Below are 16,474 nucleotides of genomic sequence, written 5' to 3' on the forward strand. Positions count from 1 at the left end.
CAACCGGCCCCACACGTTTTTTTGCAGTTGCGAATATGCATTGCACGTGACCCGGCCCCGCCCTTTCCTTTGCCGCGCCGCTGCGTTACTTGATCAGCACTATAGTTGTCCGATCCGGGAGGCACCTCATGGCCATGACGATGAACGGCGAAGTCCAGCTTGCGGCGCCGCGCGAGGCCGTGTGGGCCAAGCTCAACGACCCCGAGGTGCTGAAGGCCTGCATCCCCGGCTGCGAGGAGCTGGAGAAGACCGACGATGGCGGCTTCCGCGCAACGGCTAAAATGAAAGTCGGCCCGGTGTCGGCGCGCTTCAAGGGCAAGGTCACGCTGTCCGATCTCGACCCGCCGAATGGTTACAAGATCTCGGGTGAGGGCGAGGGCGGGGTGGCCGGATTCGCCAAGGGCGGCGCGGTGGTCAAGCTCGCGGAGAAGGACGGCGGCACGCTGCTCTCCTACGACGTCGAGGCGCAGATCGGCGGCAAGTTGGCGCAGCTCGGCCAGCGCCTCATCAACGGCACCGCCAAGAAACTGGCCGACGAATTTTTCGCGAACTTCGCCAAGGCGGTACAAGGCTGACACCTATCGCTTTCGGCATGGCGCCTTGCGTTCCGGGCGATGTTGCCCCCGGGCATATTGGCCCATATGATGGGTTGGAATAATTATAAGAACCGCTTCGACGGGACCCGTCGGGGCGCTGATAGAGAGTGCTTATGGCAAAAATCTCCCTCATCGTGAACGGCAATCCTGTGACGGCCAATGTCGATCCCCGCACGCTTCTGGTGCAGTTTCTGCGCGAGAATCTGAAGCTGACGGGCACCCATGTCGGCTGCGACACCTCGCAGTGCGGCGCCTGCGTCGTGCATCTCGACGGCAAGGCCGTGAAGTCCTGCACCACGCTTGCGGTGATGGCCGATGGCCACGAGGTCAAGACGATCGAGGGGCTGGCCGCCGACGGCGCGCCGCTGCATCCGATGCAGGAGGCCTTTCGCGAACACCATGGCCTGCAGTGCGGCTTCTGCACGCCCGGCATGATCATGACCGCGATCGACATCGTGCATCGCAAGGGCCACGAACTCGACGACCACACGATTCGCGAGGAGCTCGAAGGCAATCTATGCCGCTGCACGGGCTATCAGAACATCGTCGCTTCGATCTCCGCCGGCGCGAAGGCGATGGCGAAATCCGACCTCGCGTAACGCGCATCCCGCGATCAGGACATCCAGATGTACGAATTCAAATATCATCGCCCTGGGACGGTTCGCCAGGCGGCCAACCTCCTGGTGAAGAACGAAGAAGCCAAGGTCATCGCCGGCGGCCACACGCTGATTCCCGTCATGAAGCAGCGCCTCGCAAGCCCTCCGCATCTGGTCGACCTCTCCCATATCGAGGGGCTCAATGCGATCGAGATGAAGGGCCGCTCGCTGGTGATCGGCGCCACCGCCAGGCATGCCGAGGTCGCGACCTCCGCCATCGTCGGTGAGGCGATCCCGGCGCTTGCGGATCTCGCCAGCCAGATCGGCGATCCGGCCGTGCGCCACAAGGGCACGATCGGCGGCTCGCTCGCCAACAACGATCCGACCGCCGACTACCCGGCCGCGGTGCTGGCGCTGGGTGCCACCATCGTCACCAATAAGCGCCGCCTGAAGGCCGAAGAGTTCTTCCAGGGCCTGTTCACCACGGCGCTCGAAGCCGATGAGATCATCACCAAGGTGATGTTTCCGCTGCCGAAAAAGGCAGCCTACATCAAGTTCCGCAACCAGGCCTCTCGTTATGCGCTGGTCGGCGTGTTCGTGGCGCGGCGTCCTTCGGACGTGCGCGTTGCCGTCACCGGCGCCGGCTCCGAAGGCGTGTTCCGCGTCACCGCATTCGAGGAGGCCCTGAAGAAGCGCTTCGCCTCGAAGGCGCTGGAAGGCATCGCGGTGCCGGCGGAAGGTCTCAACAGCGATATCCACGGCAGCGCCGAATACCGCGCGCACCTCATCGGGGTGCTGACGCGGCGTGCCGTCGATGCCGCCAACGCCAAGGCGTGAGGTGACCTCACGCATCGGCCCCGAACATGTCCCGATGAGGGCGTAGTAAGACTGGCTTTCTCATGACTTCAACGCCCAATTCGTCCGGTGCTTTGCCGGCATCGGTCGATGCGATGCTCGAACTTCTGACGTCGCGGGGCTACCTCGCCGAGCGGTCGCTTGCGACAGTGACCTACCTCTCCTTGCGCATGGGCCGGCCGCTGTTCCTGGAGGGCGAGGCCGGCGTCGGCAAGACCGAGATCGCCAAGGTGCTCTCGGCGGCGCTGGGGCGGAAGCTGATCCGCCTTCAGTGCTATGAAGGCCTCGACGTTTCCTCTGCGGTCTACGAGTGGAATAGCGCCGCGCAGATGATCGCGATCCGGATGGCGGAAGCCGCCGGCGACACCGATCGCGACCAGCTCTCGAGCGATATCTTCGCCGACCGCTACATGATCAAGCGGCCGCTGCTTCAGGCGCTGGAGCCCGACGTCGCCGGTCCGCCGGTGCTGCTGATCGACGAGCTCGACCGCGCCGACGAGGCGTTCGAGGCCTACCTGCTCGAGATCCTCAGCGACTTCCAGGTGACTATCCCCGAATTCGGCACCGTGAAGGCGCCGCATCCGCCGATCGTCATCATCACGTCCAACCGCACCCGCGAGATCCACGACGCGCTGAAGCGGCGCTGCCTCTATCACTGGGTGGATTATCCTGCCGCCGAGCGTGAGCTTGCGATCGTCAAGACGCGCGTGCCCGGCATCTCCGCCAAGCTGTCGCAGCAGGTGGTGCGCTTCGTGCAGGCCTTGCGCAACCAGGACTTCTACAAGTCGCCGGGTGTCGCCGAGACCATCGACTGGGCGACGGCGTTGTCGGAGCTCGATGCTCGCTCGCTGACCCCGCAAGTGGTCGGCGACACGCTGGGTGCGCTGCTCAAGTATCAGGACGACATTACCCGGATGCAGGGCGATGCCCTGCAGAAGGTGCTGAAGGAAGCGACGAGCGAGAATTGATCTTCCCGTCATTCCGGGGCGCGCGTAGCGCGAGCCCGGAATCCATCGGGCCGCAGAGTTGGTGGATGAATGGATTCCGGGCTCGCGCCAAGAGGCGCGCCCCGGAATGACGACCGAGAGTGTGGACCCATGGCCATCAACCACCTTGCCCCGGAGCAAACCGAGCAGTTCGCCGACAACATCGTCGGCTTTGCCCGCGCGCTGCGCGCCGCCGGCATTCCCGTGGGGCCGGGTGCGGTGATCGATGCCATGAATGCGCTCGAAGTGATTGACATCGGCAACCGCGCCGACGTCTTCACGACGCTGGAGGCGATCTTCGTCAAGCGCCACGAGCATGCGCTGATCTTCAAGCAGGCCTTCAACCTGTTCTTCCGCGCCTCGGAGGAATGGAAGCACATGCTGGATTCGGTGCCGCTGCCGGAGCAGGCCAAGAAGAAGCCGCAGGCGGGTGCGCGCCGCGTGCAGGAGGCGATGTCGCAGCCGCGGATGACCGAGACGCCGCAGCACCAGGAGCAGGATCTGCGCCTGTCCGTCTCCGACAAGGAGATCCTTCAGAAGAAGGATTTCGCGCAGATGAGCGCGGCCGAGATCACCGAGGCGCTCCGCGCCATCGAGCGGATGCACCTGCCGCAGGCGGAGCTTCTGACGCGCCGGCGCCAGCCCGACGCCCGGGGCCTGCGGCTCGACCTGCGCCGCACGCTCCGCGCATCGCTCCGCACCGGCGGCGACATCATCGACATCCATCGCCTCGGGCGGATCCAGAAGCCGGCGCCGATCGTCGCGCTGCTCGATATCTCGGGCTCGATGAGCGAGTATACCCGCCTGTTCCTGCACTTCCTCCACGCCATCACCGACGCGCGCAAGCGCGTCTCGGTGTTCCTGTTCGGCACCCGTCTGACCAACGTCAGCCGCGCGCTGCGCCAGCGCGACCCCGACGAGGCGCTGGCGAGCTGCTCGGCCTCGGTCGAGGACTGGGCCGGCGGCACCCGGATCTCGGCCTCGCTGCACAACTTCAACAAATTGTGGGCGCGGCGCGTGCTGAGCCAGGGCGCCATCGTGCTGCTGATCTCCGACGGGCTGGAACGGGAGGCCGATTCCAAGCTGGCCTTCGAGATGGACCGGCTGCACCGGTCCTGCCGGCGGCTGATCTGGCTCAACCCGCTGTTGCGGTTTGGCGGTTTCGAGGCCAAGGCGCAGGGCATCAAAATGATGCTTCCCCACGTTGACGAATTCCGCCCGGTACATAATTTGAGTTCGATCCAGGAGCTGATCACGACGCTCTCCCAGCCGCTGCCGCCGCATCACCGCAGCCTGATCCGCTCCGCAGCTTGAGAGGCACCCATGCTCGATCGCGACGAGGATATCCTGAAGGCGGCGGAGGACTGGCAGAAGGCCGGCCGTGGCGTCGCGCTCGCCACCGTTGTGGAGACCTGGGGTTCGGCGCCGCGCCCGGCGGGCTCGAGCCTCGTCATCAACGACGAGGGGACCTTCCTGGGCTCGGTCTCAGGCGGCTGCGTCGAGGGCGCCGTGGTGACCGAGGCCATGGACGTGATCCAGAGCGGCAAACCGAGGATGCTGGAGTTCGGCGTGGCCGACGAGACCGCCTGGAATGTCGGGCTGTCCTGCGGCGGCACCATCCGCGTCTTCGTCGAGAAGGTCGGTTAGTCGTGAAGCTCGCAATCCTGCACGAACTCAATGCCGAGCGCGCCGCGCGCCGGCCGGTGATCCTGGTGACCGACACCGAGAGCGGCGAGCAGCGGCTGGTGAAGGCGAAGGATTTTGCGAGGGATCCGCTGCGCACCGAGCTGGAGAAGCAGCTCCGCATGGGCAAGAGCGCCAGTGTCGAGGCCGGCGGCAAGAAGCTGTTCCTCAACGTCTACGCGCCGACGGCAAAGCTCGTCATCGTCGGCGCGGTCCATATCAGCCAGGCGCTGGCGCCGCTGGCGCGCTCGCTCGGCTACGACGTGACTGTGGTCGATCCCCGCACGGCCTTTGCAAGCCCGGAGCGCTTCCCGGACATTCCGCTCATCGCCGAATGGCCGGACACCGCGCTGCCGCCGCTCAACGTCGATGCCTATACGGCGTTTGTCGCTGTGACGCACGATCCGAAGATCGACGACCCCGCGCTGCTGCACGCCTTCGAGCGCAACTGCTTCTACATCGGCGCGCTCGGCTCGCGAAAGACCCATGCCAAGCGTGCCGACCGGTTGCGGGCGCAGGGCGCCAGGGAAAGCGACATCGCGCGCATCCACGCGCCGATTGGCCTTCCGATCGGCGCGGTCTCTCCATCCGAGATCGCGGTGGCGATCATGGCCGAGATCACGGCCGCGCTTCGGCTGCCTCCAAAGGAAAAAGAAGAAGCGGCATGAAATTCGGACCAGCGAGCCCGAGGGATGCGATTGGCGGGGTGACCGTCCACACCCTGCGCCAGGGGCCGCTGGTGCTGAAGAAAGGCACGACGATCGGCGCCGCCGAGGTCGAGGCGCTGGAGCGTGCCGGCATCAAGGACATCGTCGTGGTGCGGATGGAGGCCGGTGACGTCTCCGAGGACGTCGCGGCTGCCAGCATCGCGCTCGCCGTCGGCGGCGAGGGTATTCATGTCGAACGCGCCTTCACCGGGCGCGCCAATCTGTTCGCCGCGCGCCCGGGCGTGCTGGTGATCGACCGCGCTGCGGTCGACCGCATCAACAATGTCGACGAGGCCATCACCTTCGCCACGCTCACCGCCTACAAGCCGGTGGTCGAGGGCGAGATGGTCGGTACCGTCAAGATCATCCCGTTCGGCGTCGATGGCGCGTTGCGCGATGCGGCGGTGAAGGCGGCCGGCAAGGACGTGCTGAAGGTCGCGCCTTACGTCATCAAGCGCGTCGGCGTCGTCTCGACGCTGCTGCCGGGCCTGTCCTCCAAGGTGATCGACAAGACCCTGCGCGTCACCGCCGAGCGGCTCGCGCCGGCCGGCGCCAGCATCATTGCCGAACGGCGTGTCCCGCATGAGGAGCAAGCGCTATCGGCCGCGATCAAGGAAGTGCTGGGCCTCGGTGCCGAGCTCGTGATCGTGTTCGGCGCCTCTGCGATCGCCGATCGCCGCGACGTGATCCCCGCGGCGGTTACCGGCATCGGCGGCGAGATCGAGCATTTCGGCATGCCGGTCGATCCCGGCAATCTGTTGCTGATCGCCCGCGCCGGCGGCGTCCCGGTGCTGGGCGCGCCGGGTTGTGCGCGCTCGCCGGTCGAGAACGGTTTCGACTGGGTCTTGATGCGGCTCCTCGCCGGCATCAAGGTGACGCGGTCCGAGCTGATGGGCATGGGCGTCGGCGGTCTCCTGATGGAGATCGTGACGCGGCCGCAGCCGCGCACACAGCCGGAGACGGAGGGCAACAGCCAGGTCGCGGCCATCGTGCTCGCGGCGGGCCGTTCGACCCGCATGGGCGGCCCGAACAAGCTGCTCGCCGAGCTCGACGGCAAGAAGCTGGTGCGCCTTGCGACCGAGCAGGCACTGGCCTCGAAGGCGTCAGAGGTGATCGTCGTCACGGGGCATCAGGCCGAGCTGATCGAGCAGGCCCTGCAAGGCCTGAACGTGAAATTCGTCCGCAATCCGGATTTCGCCGGCGGCATCGCCAGTTCGGTCAAGGCGGGCATCGCGGCCGTGTCGGAGACCTGCAGCGGCGCCGTGGTGTGCCTCGGCGACATGCCGCTGATCGATGCCGGCCTGATCGACCGTCTCATCGACAGCTTTGCACCCGACCGCGGCAATCTCATCGTCGTTCCCGTCAGCGAAGGCCGCCGCGGCAATCCCGTGCTGTGGTCGCGTCGCTTCTTCAAGGAGCTGATGACGCTCGACGGCGACGTCGGCGCGCGGCATCTGATCGCCAAGCACACCGAGGCGGTGGCCGAAGTGCCCGTCGACGGCGAGAGCGCCTTCCTGGACATCGACACGCCGCAGGCATTGGAAGCGGCAAGGCGGAGCTAGTCCACCCTGCAAGGTTACTAAAGGCCGCCGACCGTCTTGAGGACCAGCTTTGGAGCTGATCCCGAAAGGTCGTGGACCAGCGTTGCCGACATGGCATCGCTTTCGCAGATGAAAGCGTTGCTGAGCGCATAGGTTCGGCCGGATAGCGTGAAGGCCAGCTTGATGCCGCCGCAGATGCGGTCTGTGTCATTTTGCTGCGAGGGGCGGACTTCCCGGAATAGGTCGTAGAGGTTTGTTCCGACCACCAGCGGTACTTTCTCGCAGACGTCGCAGCCGCTTGGAAGTTGCTTGGTCAGCTCAGCCACATCGTTGGGGGCGCTCAGAAACGTCTCCGAGAGCAGGATCGTCGGTGAAAGCCTGAACAGGCGTGTCTGCAGCAGGCGGATGTCCGGTGCGAGCTTGAGCTCCTTGGTCCTTTTGATGTGCTCGCCGATTCGTTGGACCAGAGCCCGGTCCTGAATTTCCTCGAGCCTGACTTCGTTGACGGCGTCCGCCGGAGCCAGGACGGCGATCATGGAAGCGCCCTTCGGCGGTTGGGTTGCGACCTGCAGCCTTGTGCTTGTCGCAATGCCGTTCTGGAATTCCTCGTTCTTGTTCGAGAACCTTTCTTTCGGCTGGGCCGTGCTCTTCCAGCCCTTGGCGATCACCGTCACCTGCGCGTCCTTCGGGATCGTCCCGTACACGCAGACGGAAGAACGTCCCCGACTCGGACAGGCATAGGCGTCGCGAAAGAAGCCGCTTTGTTGGTCGGCGAAACAGGCATCTGCCGCCGACAGCATGGCGAGTATGACGAGTGACAAGGACCTCATGCGATCAGGCTTCTCCTCCCGGGCCACAGCGGCGAGCCTACCTGGGCGGCCGCAATGATGCCAGAGGGGCCGGGCATGCGATGTCTTCGGCAGGTCGCATCCCCCTATCGAGAGGGGCGCCGCAGCGAGCGGCGTAGGTCCGCCGCCATGGTCCGTCGCAGCTCTACGTGTCGGCGGACAAGTCGCAACTCTCCCGAAGCGACGGCTTGTTCGACCACGTAGCTTTTCAACCACCCGTTCACCATCTGGAAACGACCGCGGCTTAGAGTCAGCCGCACCTGCCTTGGGGGGAGGGGTTTTTCCATGGCTTCGAACGTCGTCGCGCGCCGTTGCGCGATGTTTTTCTTTGCGCTGTCCGTCTGTGTCACCGGTGCCCGCTACATCACCGAAGCCCATGCCGCCGGCGCCTTTGCAGTCGGCAAATGCGGCGCTTATGGCCAGGCCTATGACTATGGCCACGAGCACGAGGCCCGCGCCGCGGCGCAGAAGCAGTGCAACGGCGATTGCACCACGGTGACGATGAAGCGCGCCTGTGCCGCGATGTCGGTCGATATGACAAATCCCTGCGGCGCCTATGGCTATGCCGTCAAGCCGAAGATCTCGGCCTCGCTCAATGCCGCCACGCGCGAATGCTACAAGTACGGTGGCAAGGAATGCGTGATCCGCGCCTGGGCCTGCGACGCCAAGGGTTGATTTCTTGTATAGTCATTCCGGGGCGCGCGGAAGCGCGAACCCGGGGTCTCGAGATTCCGGGTTCGGTCCTTAGACCGCCGGAATGACAATCGAGGGAATACATGCAGTTCGACACCAAGATCGCAGTCGTGATCCGCACCGATCTTCAGACCTGGCAGAAGCTCAACGTCGCCTCCTTCCTCACCAGCGGCATCGCCGCCGCTTTTCCCGAATGCATCGGCGAAGCCTACGAAGACGCCTCAAGCACGAAATATCATGCGCTGATCGGTCAGCCGATCCTGATCTATGGTGCCGACGGTCCGGCGTTGTCGCGTGCGCTGGACCGCGCGCTCACTCGGAACGTCACGCCGGCTGTCTATACCGAGGACATGTTCAAGACCACGCACGATGCCGCCAACCGCGAGGCGGTGAGGGCGGTCGCGCGCACCGAGCTCAATCTCGTCGGCATCGCCATGCGCGCCGAGCGCAAGGTGATCGACAAGATCGTCGACGGCCTGAAGTTCCATAGCTGATGTCCGCCTGCGAAGTCCTGTCACCGCGCTGTCATGACGGCGGCACGTTGCGCAACGATTGGGCGGTTTGACCCGGATCAAGTGCCGGCCGCGCGCGGCCGCTACTCTGCCATTCGCAATGCGAAGGAGCAGAGATATGCCGACCATGAAAGCCGCAATCGTCAAGCAATTCGGCAAGCCGCTGGTGATCGAGGACGTGCCGGTGCCGCAGCCTGGTCCCGGCGAGGTCCTGGTCAAGGTCAAGGCCTGTGGCGTCTGCCATACCGATTTGCACGCTGCCTCCGGCGACTGGCCGGTAAAGCCGGTGCCGCCCTTCATCCCCGGCCATGAGGCCGCTGGCATCGTCGCCGCGCTCGGGCCCGGCGTGAAGAATCTCAAGGTAGGCGACGCCGTCGGCGTCGCCTGGCTGCATGATGCCTGCATGGCTTGCGAATATTGCGAGACCGGCTGGGAGACCCTGTGCGAGCACCAGCACAATACCGGCTACAGCGTGAACGGCGGCTTCGCCGAATATGTCATCGCCTCGGCCGCCTTCGCCGCGAAGCTGCCGGCGACGGTGGATTTTGCTGCCATCGCGCCGATCCTGTGCGCCGGCGTCACCACCTACAAGGGATTGAAGGAGACCGAGGCCAGGCCCGGCGAGTGGGTGGTGATCTCAGGCGTCGGCGGGCTCGGCCATGTCGCGATCCAGTACGCCAAGGCGATGGGGCTCAAGGTCGCCGCGGTCGACATTGCCGAGGACAAGCTCGTGCTTGCACGCGAGGCCGGCGCCGATCTCGCGGTCGATGCGCTCGCAGCCGGCGCTGTCGACAAGGTGCTGGCCGCGACCGGGGGCGGAGCCCATGGCGTGCTGGTGACGGCCGTCTCGACTGCCGCGTTCGCGCAGGCGCTGAAGATGGTGCGCCGCAAGGGCACCGTCAGCCTCGTCGGCCTGCCGCCGGGTGAATTCCCGACGCCGATCTTCGACGTCGTGCTCAAGCGCATCACGGTGCGCGGCTCCATCGTCGGTACGAGGCGCGACCTCGACGAAGCCATCGCGTTTGCCGCTGACGGCAAGGTGAAGGCCGAGGTGGCCAAGGTGCCGCTCGCGGAGATCAATCACGTCTTCGATCGGATGAAGGCCGGCAAGATCGAAGGCCGCATGGTGCTCGACTTCGCCTAACCTCTGCCGGGAGCAGGGCATGGCCCGGACAACGAAGATCGTCTTCCTCGGCGCCAGCAGCGCATCCTTTGGGATGAGCATGTTCCGGGACCTGTTCTCGACCCGCGATCTGGCCGGTTCAACACTGGTCCTGGTCGGGCGAAGCGTCGACCGGCTCGGCCGATCGACGCGGCTCGCGAAACTGCTCAACGAGAGATCCGGCGCCGGCTATGCCATCGAGGCCACGACGGATTGGCGCGCGGCGCTCGACGGCGCCGAGTTCGTCGTGCATTCCACCGCGATCGATCGCAATCGGCTGTGGCGGCTCGATTTCGAGATTCCGCGCAAATTTGGCATCCATCATACGCTGGGTGAGAACGGTGGGCCCGGCGGTTTGTTCTTTACGTTGCGCACCTTGCCGGTGGTCTTCGACTTCGTGCGCGAGATCGAGATCCGCTGCCCGCGTGCGACCTTCCTCAACTTCTCCAATCCGGAAAGCCGCATCATCCTGGCGCTCGGGCGGTACAGCAGGATTCGCAGTGTCGGCCTCTGCCACGGAATATTCCTTGCCCGTGGCGATGTCGCCCGAATTTTGGGGATGCCGGAAAGCCGGGTGGATGTGTGGGGTGCAGGCCTCAATCATTTCCAATGCCTGACCGAAATTCGGGATCGCGAGACGGGCGAGGACCTCTATCCGCTGTTGCGGGAGAAGGAGCGGGATTTCGATCCAACCTTCTCGCCCCTGACGCGGAAGTTGCTGCATGCGTTCGGCTACTGGCTCGGCTGCGGCGACAGTCATGTTGGTGAGTATCTCTCGTTCGGCTGGGAGGCCGGCGAGGGTGGCTACAATTACGACTGGGACGAGAGCGAACGCGCGAAACTGGCGCGGCTGATCGATGATGTGCTCGCTGGTCGTGCCGATGTGCCGGACTGGTGGTCGGCGCCGTCGGGGGAGCGCGCGATCAGCATCATCGCCGCCATCGTTCATAACCGGAAGCAACTTATCGAATCCGCCGTCGTCCACAATCGACAGGTGATCCCGAACCTGCCGGCCGATGCCGCGGTCGAGGTGCCGGTGGTGGCAGATGCCGCGGGCATCCACCCTGTCTCGCTCGGGCCGCTGCCCGACGGCGTGGCCAAGCTGATGACGACCCAGGTTCAGGTTCAGCAGATGGCGGTGGAGGCGGCGATGCATGCCTCGAAGGAAATGGCGCTGCAAGCGCTGCTGCTCGATCCCGTCATCCATTCCGAGCAGGCCGCGCGCGGCCTGCTCGAGGAGTTGTGGGAGATCAACCGACCCTACATCCGGCCATGCATCTGAGCGGCCGACCACCCCCAGCGCGCCGTAGCCTACGCCGGTGGCATGCCTGCAAATTTCGCCAGGTCGGGGTCAAGACGATCCCAGCCGTGACCGCGCGCGGCGAAAGTGACTGCCTGCGGCCTGTAGCGGGCGGGCTCGTCGAGGCTCGCCGCCCGGATCGTGAAGACGTCGGGCTGTGCTGCGAACGTCATGTAAACAGGAACGCCGCATTGCGCGCAGAAGCCGCGCGTCTTCACGTTGCCGCTGTCGGCGACCATGTCCCAATGCTTCGCTTCGCCGCTCAGCGTGACGCCGGCGCGCGCGAACGTCGCGTAAGAGCCGTGGCCGCTGCCGCTTTCCCGCTGGCAGTCCCGGCACTGACAGTGATTGCTGAACAGCGGCTCGCCGGAAATCGAATAGCGGATCGCGCCGCAGGCGCAGCCGCCGGTATAGGGCTTGTCCATCGCGATATCTCCCACTCACTCTTCGCCGCTGATCTCGTCGAGCTTGCGCACAACCTTCTTCCAGCCGCCGCTCATCACCGTGTAGGCCGACTCGTTCCTCGGCAGGACGAAGCCCGCATGGACCAGGCGGATCCGCGTGCCGGCTTCGACCGGCGTGAGCGACCACGTCACGACGGTGTCGAGCGGTGCGCCATAGCCGGTGTTGCGCTCATCGCCGCCCTTCCAGGCGTAGACGAGGCGGCGGTTTGGTACGACCTCCAGAACCCGGCAATGGATCACGCCGTCCCAGTTGCCGCCCGGCGTGGTCTGGAACGTGAAGCTGTTGCCTTCGACGGCCTCGAAGCCGGTCGGCTGCATCAGCCAGCGCGCGATCAACTGCGCGCTGGTCAGCGCCTTCCAGATCGTCTCGGGCGTGTGAGGGAAGACCTCGTCGATGACGATGTCCCTCGTTTCGGCTTTCAACGCGGCAGCACTCACGGATCGATCTCCTTCAAGAGGTCACGCAGGTTCTGGAAACGCTCGCGCCAGAAGACGCCGTAATGATCCATCCAGGTCACCAGGGGTTCGAGGCCTTGCGGCGCGGCGCGGTAATAGACGTTGCGGCCCTCCGCGCGCTCGGCGACGAGACCGGCCTGCTTGAGAGACTTCAGGTGTTGCGAGATCGCGCCCTGAGTGACGCCGCTGCCACGCGTCAACACGGCGACGCTGATCTCCGTGCTCTCGAACACGCGCTCGAACACGGCGCGCCGCGTCGGGTCGGCGAGGGCGCGCATCACGGTGGTGACGGGGTTTGGGGCAGCTTCGAGCATGCCGATCGATTAGCATTCGCTAATTCATTAGTCAACACTAATCTAACCTCAAAGGCGCTTGCCTACGATGGACTTGACTATGACTGACCAGTCAGTCATAAAGTTCGAATGACCAGGAAGCCGATCAATGCCGCCTTGCCGCCAGCAACTCGCGCCAGCGCCAAGGGCCCTGAGCCCGCTCGCAGCGACGAGGCGCCTGCCACAAACCGCGCTACGCGCGCGGCGGAGCGGCGTGCGGCGATCGTGGAAGCGGCGATGGAGGAATTCATCGCGCGCGGGTTTGCGGCGACGCGGCTCGACGACATCGCCAAGCGGGCGGGCGTCGCCAAGGGCACGATCTACCTGCACTTCAAGGACAAGGAATCGATGTTCGAGGAGCTGGTGCGCATCGTCATCGTTCCCGTGGTCGCACGGCTGACCACGCTGCCGCCGCCGGCGGGCTCGGTGCGCGACCTGATCGAGGCTTTCGCGAGCAACTTCCTGAACGAGGTGATCGGCACGAGGCGCGGCGATCTGGTGCGCCTGATCGTGGCGGAGGGCCCGCGCTTTCCGTCGGTCGCCGATTTCTATTACCGCGAGGTGGTCTCGCGCGGGATCACCGCCATGCGCGCGCTGATCGAGCTCGGCATCGCCCGCGGCGAGATCCGGCAGAAGGACCTCGCGCGCTATCCGCAGATCCTGGTCGCGCCCGCGATGATCGCGGTGATCTGGCAGAGCCTGTTTGCGCGGCACGCGCCGCTGGACGCACAGGAGATGCTGCGCGTCCATCTCGATTTGATTTTTGGCGAACGGAGCACGACATGACGTCGTCGCAAGCAATTTCCGTATTGGCATTGGTAGCTGTGCTTGCAACCGGGCTTGCCGGGTGCAACGAGAGGCGTGATCCCGGCTTCCAGGGCTGGGTCGAGGCCGACATGATCTTCGTCAGCCCGGACGAAGCGGGGCGGGTCACCAAGCTCAACGTCCGCGAAGGCGACGAGGTCAAGGTCGGTGACGCCCTTTATTCCGTCGACGACGATCTCCAGCGCGCCGATCTCAATCAGAACAAGGCGACACTGGCGAACGCGCAGCAGACCTATGACCGGGCGGCCTCGCTGAGCAAGACCGGCTCGGGCACGCAGGCCAATCTCGATGCCGCCGTGTCGGCCTTGCGCGTCGCGGAAGCGCGGGTGGCGACGTCGGAGACGCGGATGGCGCGGCGCAAGGGCTTTGCGCCCGTCGCCGGCACCATCCAGCAGATCTATTTCCGCGAGGGCGAGATGGTGGCGGCGCAGCGTCCGGTGCTGTCGATCATGCCGCCCGGAAACATGAAGCTGCGCTTCTTCGTGCCGGAAGCCGAATTGCCCAAGCTCGCGATCGGCGACACGGTGCGCGTCTCCTGCGACAATTGCGCGGCCGACCTCACCGCAAAGATCTACTTCATCGCAACCTCGGCCGAATACACTCCGCCTGTCATCTACAGCCTCGATGAGCGCAACAAGCTCGTCTATCTGATCCAGGCGCGGCCCTCTCGTCCCGATGCCTTGCGAGTGGGGCAGCCGATCGACGTCTATCTCAATCCGAAGACACCCGTGGCGGACAAGCGATGAGCGGCGGCAACGGCATCGCGATCGACGTCAAGGGTCTGACCAAGTCGTTCGGCGGCCGCGAGGTCGTGCACGATCTGTCGATGCAGGTGAAGCGCGGCTCGATCTACGGTTTCCTCGGACCCAACGGCTCGGGCAAGACCACGACCATCCGCATCCTCTGCGGGCTGCTCACGCCCGATAGCGGCGAGGGCACCTGCCTCGGTTACGACATCCGTCGCGATGCCGAGAAGATCAAGCGCCAGGTCGGCTACATGACCCAGCGCTTCAGCCTGTACCAGGACCTGTCGGTGCGCGAGAACCTCGAATTCGTCGCGCGGCTCTATGGCGTCACTGACGCGCGCGGTGCCGCGCGTGACATGATCAGGCGGCTCGGGCTCTCGGGGCGCGAGGAGCAGCTTGCGGGCGAGCTCTCCGGCGGCTGGAAACAGCGGCTGGCGCTGGGGGCCTGCACGCTGCCCAATCCGCAATTACTGCTGCTCGACGAGCCCACCGCCGGCGTCGACCCCAAGGCGCGGCGCGATTTCTGGAACGAGATCCACGCACTCGCAGCCGAAGGCCTCACGGTGCTGGTCTCGACCCATTACATGGACGAGGCCGAGCGCTGCCACGAGATCGCCTACATCGCCTACGGCTATCTGCTGGCGCACGGCACGGTGGAGGAGGTGATCGCGAAATCCGCGCTGACGACCTACACCGTCACGGGCGAAGGCCTGAACGAGCTCGGCACCGCGCTCTCGGGCAAGCCCGGGATCGATATGGTGGCGCCGTTCGGCACCTCGCTGCATGTTTCCGGCCGCGACGTCCCGGCGCTCGAAGCCAGCATCGCGCCCTGGCGCGAGAAGGGCGGACTGCACTGGCAGAAGTCGCAACCATCGCTCGAAGACGTGTTCATCGAGCTGATGGGGCGCTCCAAGGACAATTTCCAATGAGCGCCGTCGACCATGCCTCGCCACGACGCGAAATCCGCGAGCGCTTCGGCTTTCTGCGGCGCTCCTATGCGATGCTGGTCAAGGAGTTCATCCAGCTCAAGCGCGATCGCGTCTCGTTCGCGATGATCGTGATGTTGCCCGTGATGCAGTTGATGCTGTTCGGCTATGCCATCAACACCACGCCGCGCCATCTGCCGAGCGCCGTGCTGCTCCAGGAGGACTCCGATCTCGCCCGCTCGATCCTGAAGGCCCTGGAGAATACCGCCTATTTCCGCTTCCTCTATGAAGTGCACGACGTCGACGACTTCGACAACCTGCTGAAATCCGGCAAGGTGCTGTTCGGTGTCGAGATCCCGCGCGGCTTCGAGCGTGCGGTGCGGCGCGGCGACAGGCCGGCGCTGCTGGTCGCCGCCGACGCCACCGATCCGGTCGCGGCGAGCGCGGCGCTCGGCTCGCTCGGCATGGTCGTGCAGACCGCGCTCAAGCACGATCTCTACATCGGCGATCCCCCCGAGATGCCGTTCGAGATCCGCGCGCACGCGCGCTACAATCCGGCCGCAGTCTCCAGCCTCAACATCGTGCCGGGGCTGGTCGGCACCATCCTGACCATGACCATGCTGATCTTCACCGCGCTGTCGGTCACGCGCGAGGTCGAGCGCGGCACCATGGAGAGCCTGTTGTCGATGCCGATCAAGCCGGTCGAGGTGATGCTCGGCAAGATCATCCCTTACGTGCTGGTCGGCTTCGTCCAAGCCTTCCTCATCATCAGCATCGGCGTCGGCCTGTTCGGCGTGCCCGTGCTCGGCAACCTCGTCCTGCTGGCGCTGCTCTCGACGCTGTTCATCACCACCAACCTGTCGATCGGCTACACGATATCGACATTGGTGCAGAACCAGCTCCAGGCGATGCAAATGTCCATGATGTTCTTCCTGCCCAGCATCCTGCTCTCCGGTTTCATGTTCCCGTTCGCGGGCATGCCGGCGTGGGCGCAATATCTCGGCGAGGGTCTGCCGCTGACCCATTATCTGCGCATCGTCCGCGCCATCATGCTGAAGGGCGCGACCATGCAGAACCTGCACTTCGACACGCTGGCGCTGGCGGCCCTGATGCTGCTCGCCATGACCATCGCCGTGACGCGCTTCCGTCGCACGCTGGATTGAGGCAAACTGCCCTGTGACGTCATTCCGGGATGCGCCAGCATCGAACCCGGAATCTCGAGATTCCGGGTTCGCGGTTGCGCCGC

20 protein-coding genes are annotated in these 16,474 nt (G+C 65.2%); 16 read left to right on the top strand and 4 right to left on the bottom strand.

The window, feature by feature from the left end:
- Positions 1 to 128 precede the first annotated feature (128 nt).
- The 8 genes from XH96_RS14920 (at position 129) to XH96_RS14955 (ending at position 6,985) form a co-directional block, all read left to right on the top strand.
- Positions 129 to 575: a carbon monoxide dehydrogenase subunit G gene (locus tag XH96_RS14920; protein ID WP_024340831.1), complete on the top strand. Its 447-nt coding sequence runs from the start codon at positions 129 to 131 to the stop codon at positions 573 to 575.
- Between the two features lie 134 nt (positions 576 to 709).
- Complete coding sequence (locus XH96_RS14925) at positions 710 to 1,195, top strand: (2Fe-2S)-binding protein (protein WP_028137319.1); 486 nt, start codon at positions 710 to 712, stop codon at positions 1,193 to 1,195.
- 27 nt (positions 1,196 to 1,222) lie between these two features.
- The gene (locus XH96_RS14930; protein ID WP_194393156.1) at positions 1,223 to 2,029 is read left to right on the top strand and encodes a xanthine dehydrogenase family protein subunit M; all 807 of its coding nucleotides are present in this window, start codon (positions 1,223 to 1,225) and stop codon (positions 2,027 to 2,029) included.
- Positions 2,030 to 2,091: 62 nt separating this feature from the next.
- Positions 2,092 to 3,015, top strand: a complete 924-nt coding sequence (locus XH96_RS14935; RefSeq protein ID WP_061882914.1) for a MoxR family ATPase — start codon at positions 2,092 to 2,094, stop codon at positions 3,013 to 3,015.
- Positions 3,016 to 3,144: 129 nt separating this feature from the next.
- Complete coding sequence (locus tag XH96_RS14940; protein WP_061882913.1) at positions 3,145 to 4,347, top strand: VWA domain-containing protein; 1,203 nt, start codon at positions 3,145 to 3,147, stop codon at positions 4,345 to 4,347.
- Between the two features lie 9 nt (positions 4,348 to 4,356).
- Positions 4,357 to 4,680, top strand: a complete 324-nt coding sequence (locus XH96_RS14945; RefSeq protein ID WP_007602422.1) for an XdhC family protein — start codon at positions 4,357 to 4,359, stop codon at positions 4,678 to 4,680.
- Between the two features lie 2 nt (positions 4,681 to 4,682).
- Positions 4,683 to 5,384 (top strand): XdhC family protein, encoded by a 702-nt coding sequence (locus XH96_RS14950; protein ID WP_194393157.1) that lies wholly within the window; start codon positions 4,683 to 4,685, stop codon positions 5,382 to 5,384.
- On the top strand, positions 5,381 to 6,985 hold the full coding sequence (locus tag XH96_RS14955; protein WP_194393158.1) for an NTP transferase domain-containing protein: 1,605 nt from the start codon (positions 5,381 to 5,383) through the stop codon (positions 6,983 to 6,985). Before XH96_RS14950 ends, XH96_RS14955 begins: the two co-directional genes overlap by 4 nt.
- Before the next feature lie 17 nt (positions 6,986 to 7,002).
- On the opposite strand, the gene XH96_RS14960 is transcribed toward XH96_RS14955, so the two are convergent.
- A complete protein-coding gene (locus XH96_RS14960; RefSeq protein ID WP_194393159.1) occupies positions 7,003 to 7,764 on the bottom strand; it encodes a hypothetical protein in 762 nt (253 codons plus the stop codon).
- A gap of 333 nt (positions 7,765 to 8,097) precedes the next feature.
- Here XH96_RS14960 and XH96_RS14965 point away from each other — a divergent pair, with 333 nt between their 5' ends.
- The 4 genes from XH96_RS14965 (at position 8,098) to XH96_RS14980 (ending at position 11,461) form a co-directional block, all read left to right on the top strand.
- Positions 8,098 to 8,487, top strand: coding sequence for a DUF4189 domain-containing protein (locus XH96_RS14965; protein WP_194393160.1), 390 nt, complete (start codon positions 8,098 to 8,100; stop codon positions 8,485 to 8,487).
- Between the two features lie 101 nt (positions 8,488 to 8,588).
- A complete protein-coding gene (locus XH96_RS14970; RefSeq protein WP_194393161.1) occupies positions 8,589 to 8,999 on the top strand; it encodes a DUF2000 family protein in 411 nt (136 codons plus the stop codon).
- Between the two features lie 136 nt (positions 9,000 to 9,135).
- Positions 9,136 to 10,161, top strand: coding sequence for an alcohol dehydrogenase AdhP (gene adhP, locus XH96_RS14975; RefSeq protein WP_194393162.1), 1,026 nt, complete (start codon positions 9,136 to 9,138; stop codon positions 10,159 to 10,161).
- A 19-nt stretch (positions 10,162 to 10,180) separates the two neighbouring features.
- Positions 10,181 to 11,461 carry an alpha-glucosidase/alpha-galactosidase gene (locus tag XH96_RS14980; protein ID WP_194393163.1) on the top strand — a complete coding sequence of 427 codons (1,281 nt, stop codon included), beginning with the start codon at positions 10,181 to 10,183 and terminating at the stop codon, positions 11,459 to 11,461.
- Between the two features lie 29 nt (positions 11,462 to 11,490).
- On the opposite strand, the gene XH96_RS14985 is transcribed toward XH96_RS14980, so the two are convergent.
- The 3 genes from XH96_RS14985 to XH96_RS14995 are packed head-to-tail and all read right to left on the bottom strand — an operon-like array spanning position 11,491 to position 12,713.
- Positions 11,491 to 11,904, bottom strand: coding sequence for a GFA family protein (locus XH96_RS14985; RefSeq protein WP_194393164.1), 414 nt, complete (start codon positions 11,902 to 11,904; stop codon positions 11,491 to 11,493).
- Between the two features lie 15 nt (positions 11,905 to 11,919).
- A complete protein-coding gene (locus XH96_RS14990; protein ID WP_194393165.1) occupies positions 11,920 to 12,381 on the bottom strand; it encodes an SRPBCC domain-containing protein in 462 nt (153 codons plus the stop codon).
- Complete coding sequence (locus XH96_RS14995; protein WP_194393166.1) at positions 12,378 to 12,713, bottom strand: helix-turn-helix transcriptional regulator; 336 nt, start codon at positions 12,711 to 12,713, stop codon at positions 12,378 to 12,380. The genes XH96_RS14990 and XH96_RS14995 overlap by 4 nt, the downstream gene beginning before the upstream one ends.
- A 108-nt stretch (positions 12,714 to 12,821) precedes the next feature.
- Here XH96_RS14995 and XH96_RS15000 point away from each other — a divergent pair, with 108 nt between their 5' ends.
- The 4 genes from XH96_RS15000 to XH96_RS15015 are packed head-to-tail and all read left to right on the top strand — an operon-like array spanning position 12,822 to position 16,391.
- Entirely contained in the window at positions 12,822 to 13,517 is a 696-nt protein-coding gene (locus XH96_RS15000) for a TetR/AcrR family transcriptional regulator (RefSeq protein WP_194393167.1), read from the top strand.
- Positions 13,514 to 14,302, top strand: coding sequence for an HlyD family secretion protein (locus tag XH96_RS15005; RefSeq protein ID WP_194393168.1), 789 nt, complete (start codon positions 13,514 to 13,516; stop codon positions 14,300 to 14,302). Before XH96_RS15000 ends, XH96_RS15005 begins: the two co-directional genes overlap by 4 nt.
- A complete protein-coding gene (locus tag XH96_RS15010) occupies positions 14,299 to 15,231 on the top strand; it encodes an ABC transporter ATP-binding protein (RefSeq protein WP_194393169.1) in 933 nt (310 codons plus the stop codon). Before XH96_RS15005 ends, XH96_RS15010 begins: the two co-directional genes overlap by 4 nt.
- Positions 15,228 to 16,391, top strand: a complete 1,164-nt coding sequence (locus XH96_RS15015; RefSeq protein ID WP_194393170.1) for an ABC transporter permease — start codon at positions 15,228 to 15,230, stop codon at positions 16,389 to 16,391. The genes XH96_RS15010 and XH96_RS15015 overlap by 4 nt, the downstream gene beginning before the upstream one ends.
- Positions 16,392 to 16,474: the final 83 nt, after the last annotated feature.

The organism is Bradyrhizobium sp. CCBAU 51765, assembly GCF_015291725.1.
Taxonomy (GTDB): domain Bacteria; phylum Pseudomonadota; class Alphaproteobacteria; order Rhizobiales; family Xanthobacteraceae; genus Bradyrhizobium; species Bradyrhizobium liaoningense.

Bases quoted from the DNA above. Each gene is read 5' to 3' on its own strand.
- XH96_RS14995 (WP_194393166.1), bottom strand. From the start codon at position 12,713: ATGCTCGAAGCTGCCCCAAACCCCGTCACCACCGTGATGCGCGCCCTC.
- XH96_RS14935 (WP_061882914.1), top strand. From the start codon at position 2,092: ATGACTTCAACGCCCAATTCGTCCGGTGCTTTGCCGGCATCGGTCGAT.
- adhP (WP_194393162.1), top strand. From the start codon at position 9,136: ATGCCGACCATGAAAGCCGCAATCGTCAAGCAATTCGGCAAGCCGCTG.
- XH96_RS14920 (WP_024340831.1), top strand. From the start codon at position 129: ATGGCCATGACGATGAACGGCGAAGTCCAGCTTGCGGCGCCGCGCGAG.
- XH96_RS14955 (WP_194393158.1), top strand. From the start codon at position 5,381: ATGAAATTCGGACCAGCGAGCCCGAGGGATGCGATTGGCGGGGTGACC.
- XH96_RS14930 (WP_194393156.1), top strand. From the start codon at position 1,223: ATGTACGAATTCAAATATCATCGCCCTGGGACGGTTCGCCAGGCGGCC.
- XH96_RS15015 (WP_194393170.1), top strand. From the start codon at position 15,228: ATGAGCGCCGTCGACCATGCCTCGCCACGACGCGAAATCCGCGAGCGC.
- XH96_RS14925 (WP_028137319.1), top strand. From the start codon at position 710: ATGGCAAAAATCTCCCTCATCGTGAACGGCAATCCTGTGACGGCCAAT.
- XH96_RS15010 (WP_194393169.1), top strand. From the start codon at position 14,299: ATGAGCGGCGGCAACGGCATCGCGATCGACGTCAAGGGTCTGACCAAG.
- XH96_RS15000 (WP_194393167.1), top strand. From the start codon at position 12,822: ATGACCAGGAAGCCGATCAATGCCGCCTTGCCGCCAGCAACTCGCGCC.
- XH96_RS14965 (WP_194393160.1), top strand. From the start codon at position 8,098: ATGGCTTCGAACGTCGTCGCGCGCCGTTGCGCGATGTTTTTCTTTGCG.
- XH96_RS14960 (WP_194393159.1), bottom strand. From the start codon at position 7,764: ATGCTGTCGGCGGCAGATGCCTGTTTCGCCGACCAACAAAGCGGCTTC.
- XH96_RS14970 (WP_194393161.1), top strand. From the start codon at position 8,589: ATGCAGTTCGACACCAAGATCGCAGTCGTGATCCGCACCGATCTTCAG.
- XH96_RS15005 (WP_194393168.1), top strand. From the start codon at position 13,514: ATGACGTCGTCGCAAGCAATTTCCGTATTGGCATTGGTAGCTGTGCTT.
- XH96_RS14985 (WP_194393164.1), bottom strand. From the start codon at position 11,904: ATGGACAAGCCCTATACCGGCGGCTGCGCCTGCGGCGCGATCCGCTAT.
- XH96_RS14940 (WP_061882913.1), top strand. From the start codon at position 3,145: ATGGCCATCAACCACCTTGCCCCGGAGCAAACCGAGCAGTTCGCCGAC.
- XH96_RS14980 (WP_194393163.1), top strand. From the start codon at position 10,181: ATGGCCCGGACAACGAAGATCGTCTTCCTCGGCGCCAGCAGCGCATCC.
- XH96_RS14945 (WP_007602422.1), top strand. From the start codon at position 4,357: ATGCTCGATCGCGACGAGGATATCCTGAAGGCGGCGGAGGACTGGCAG.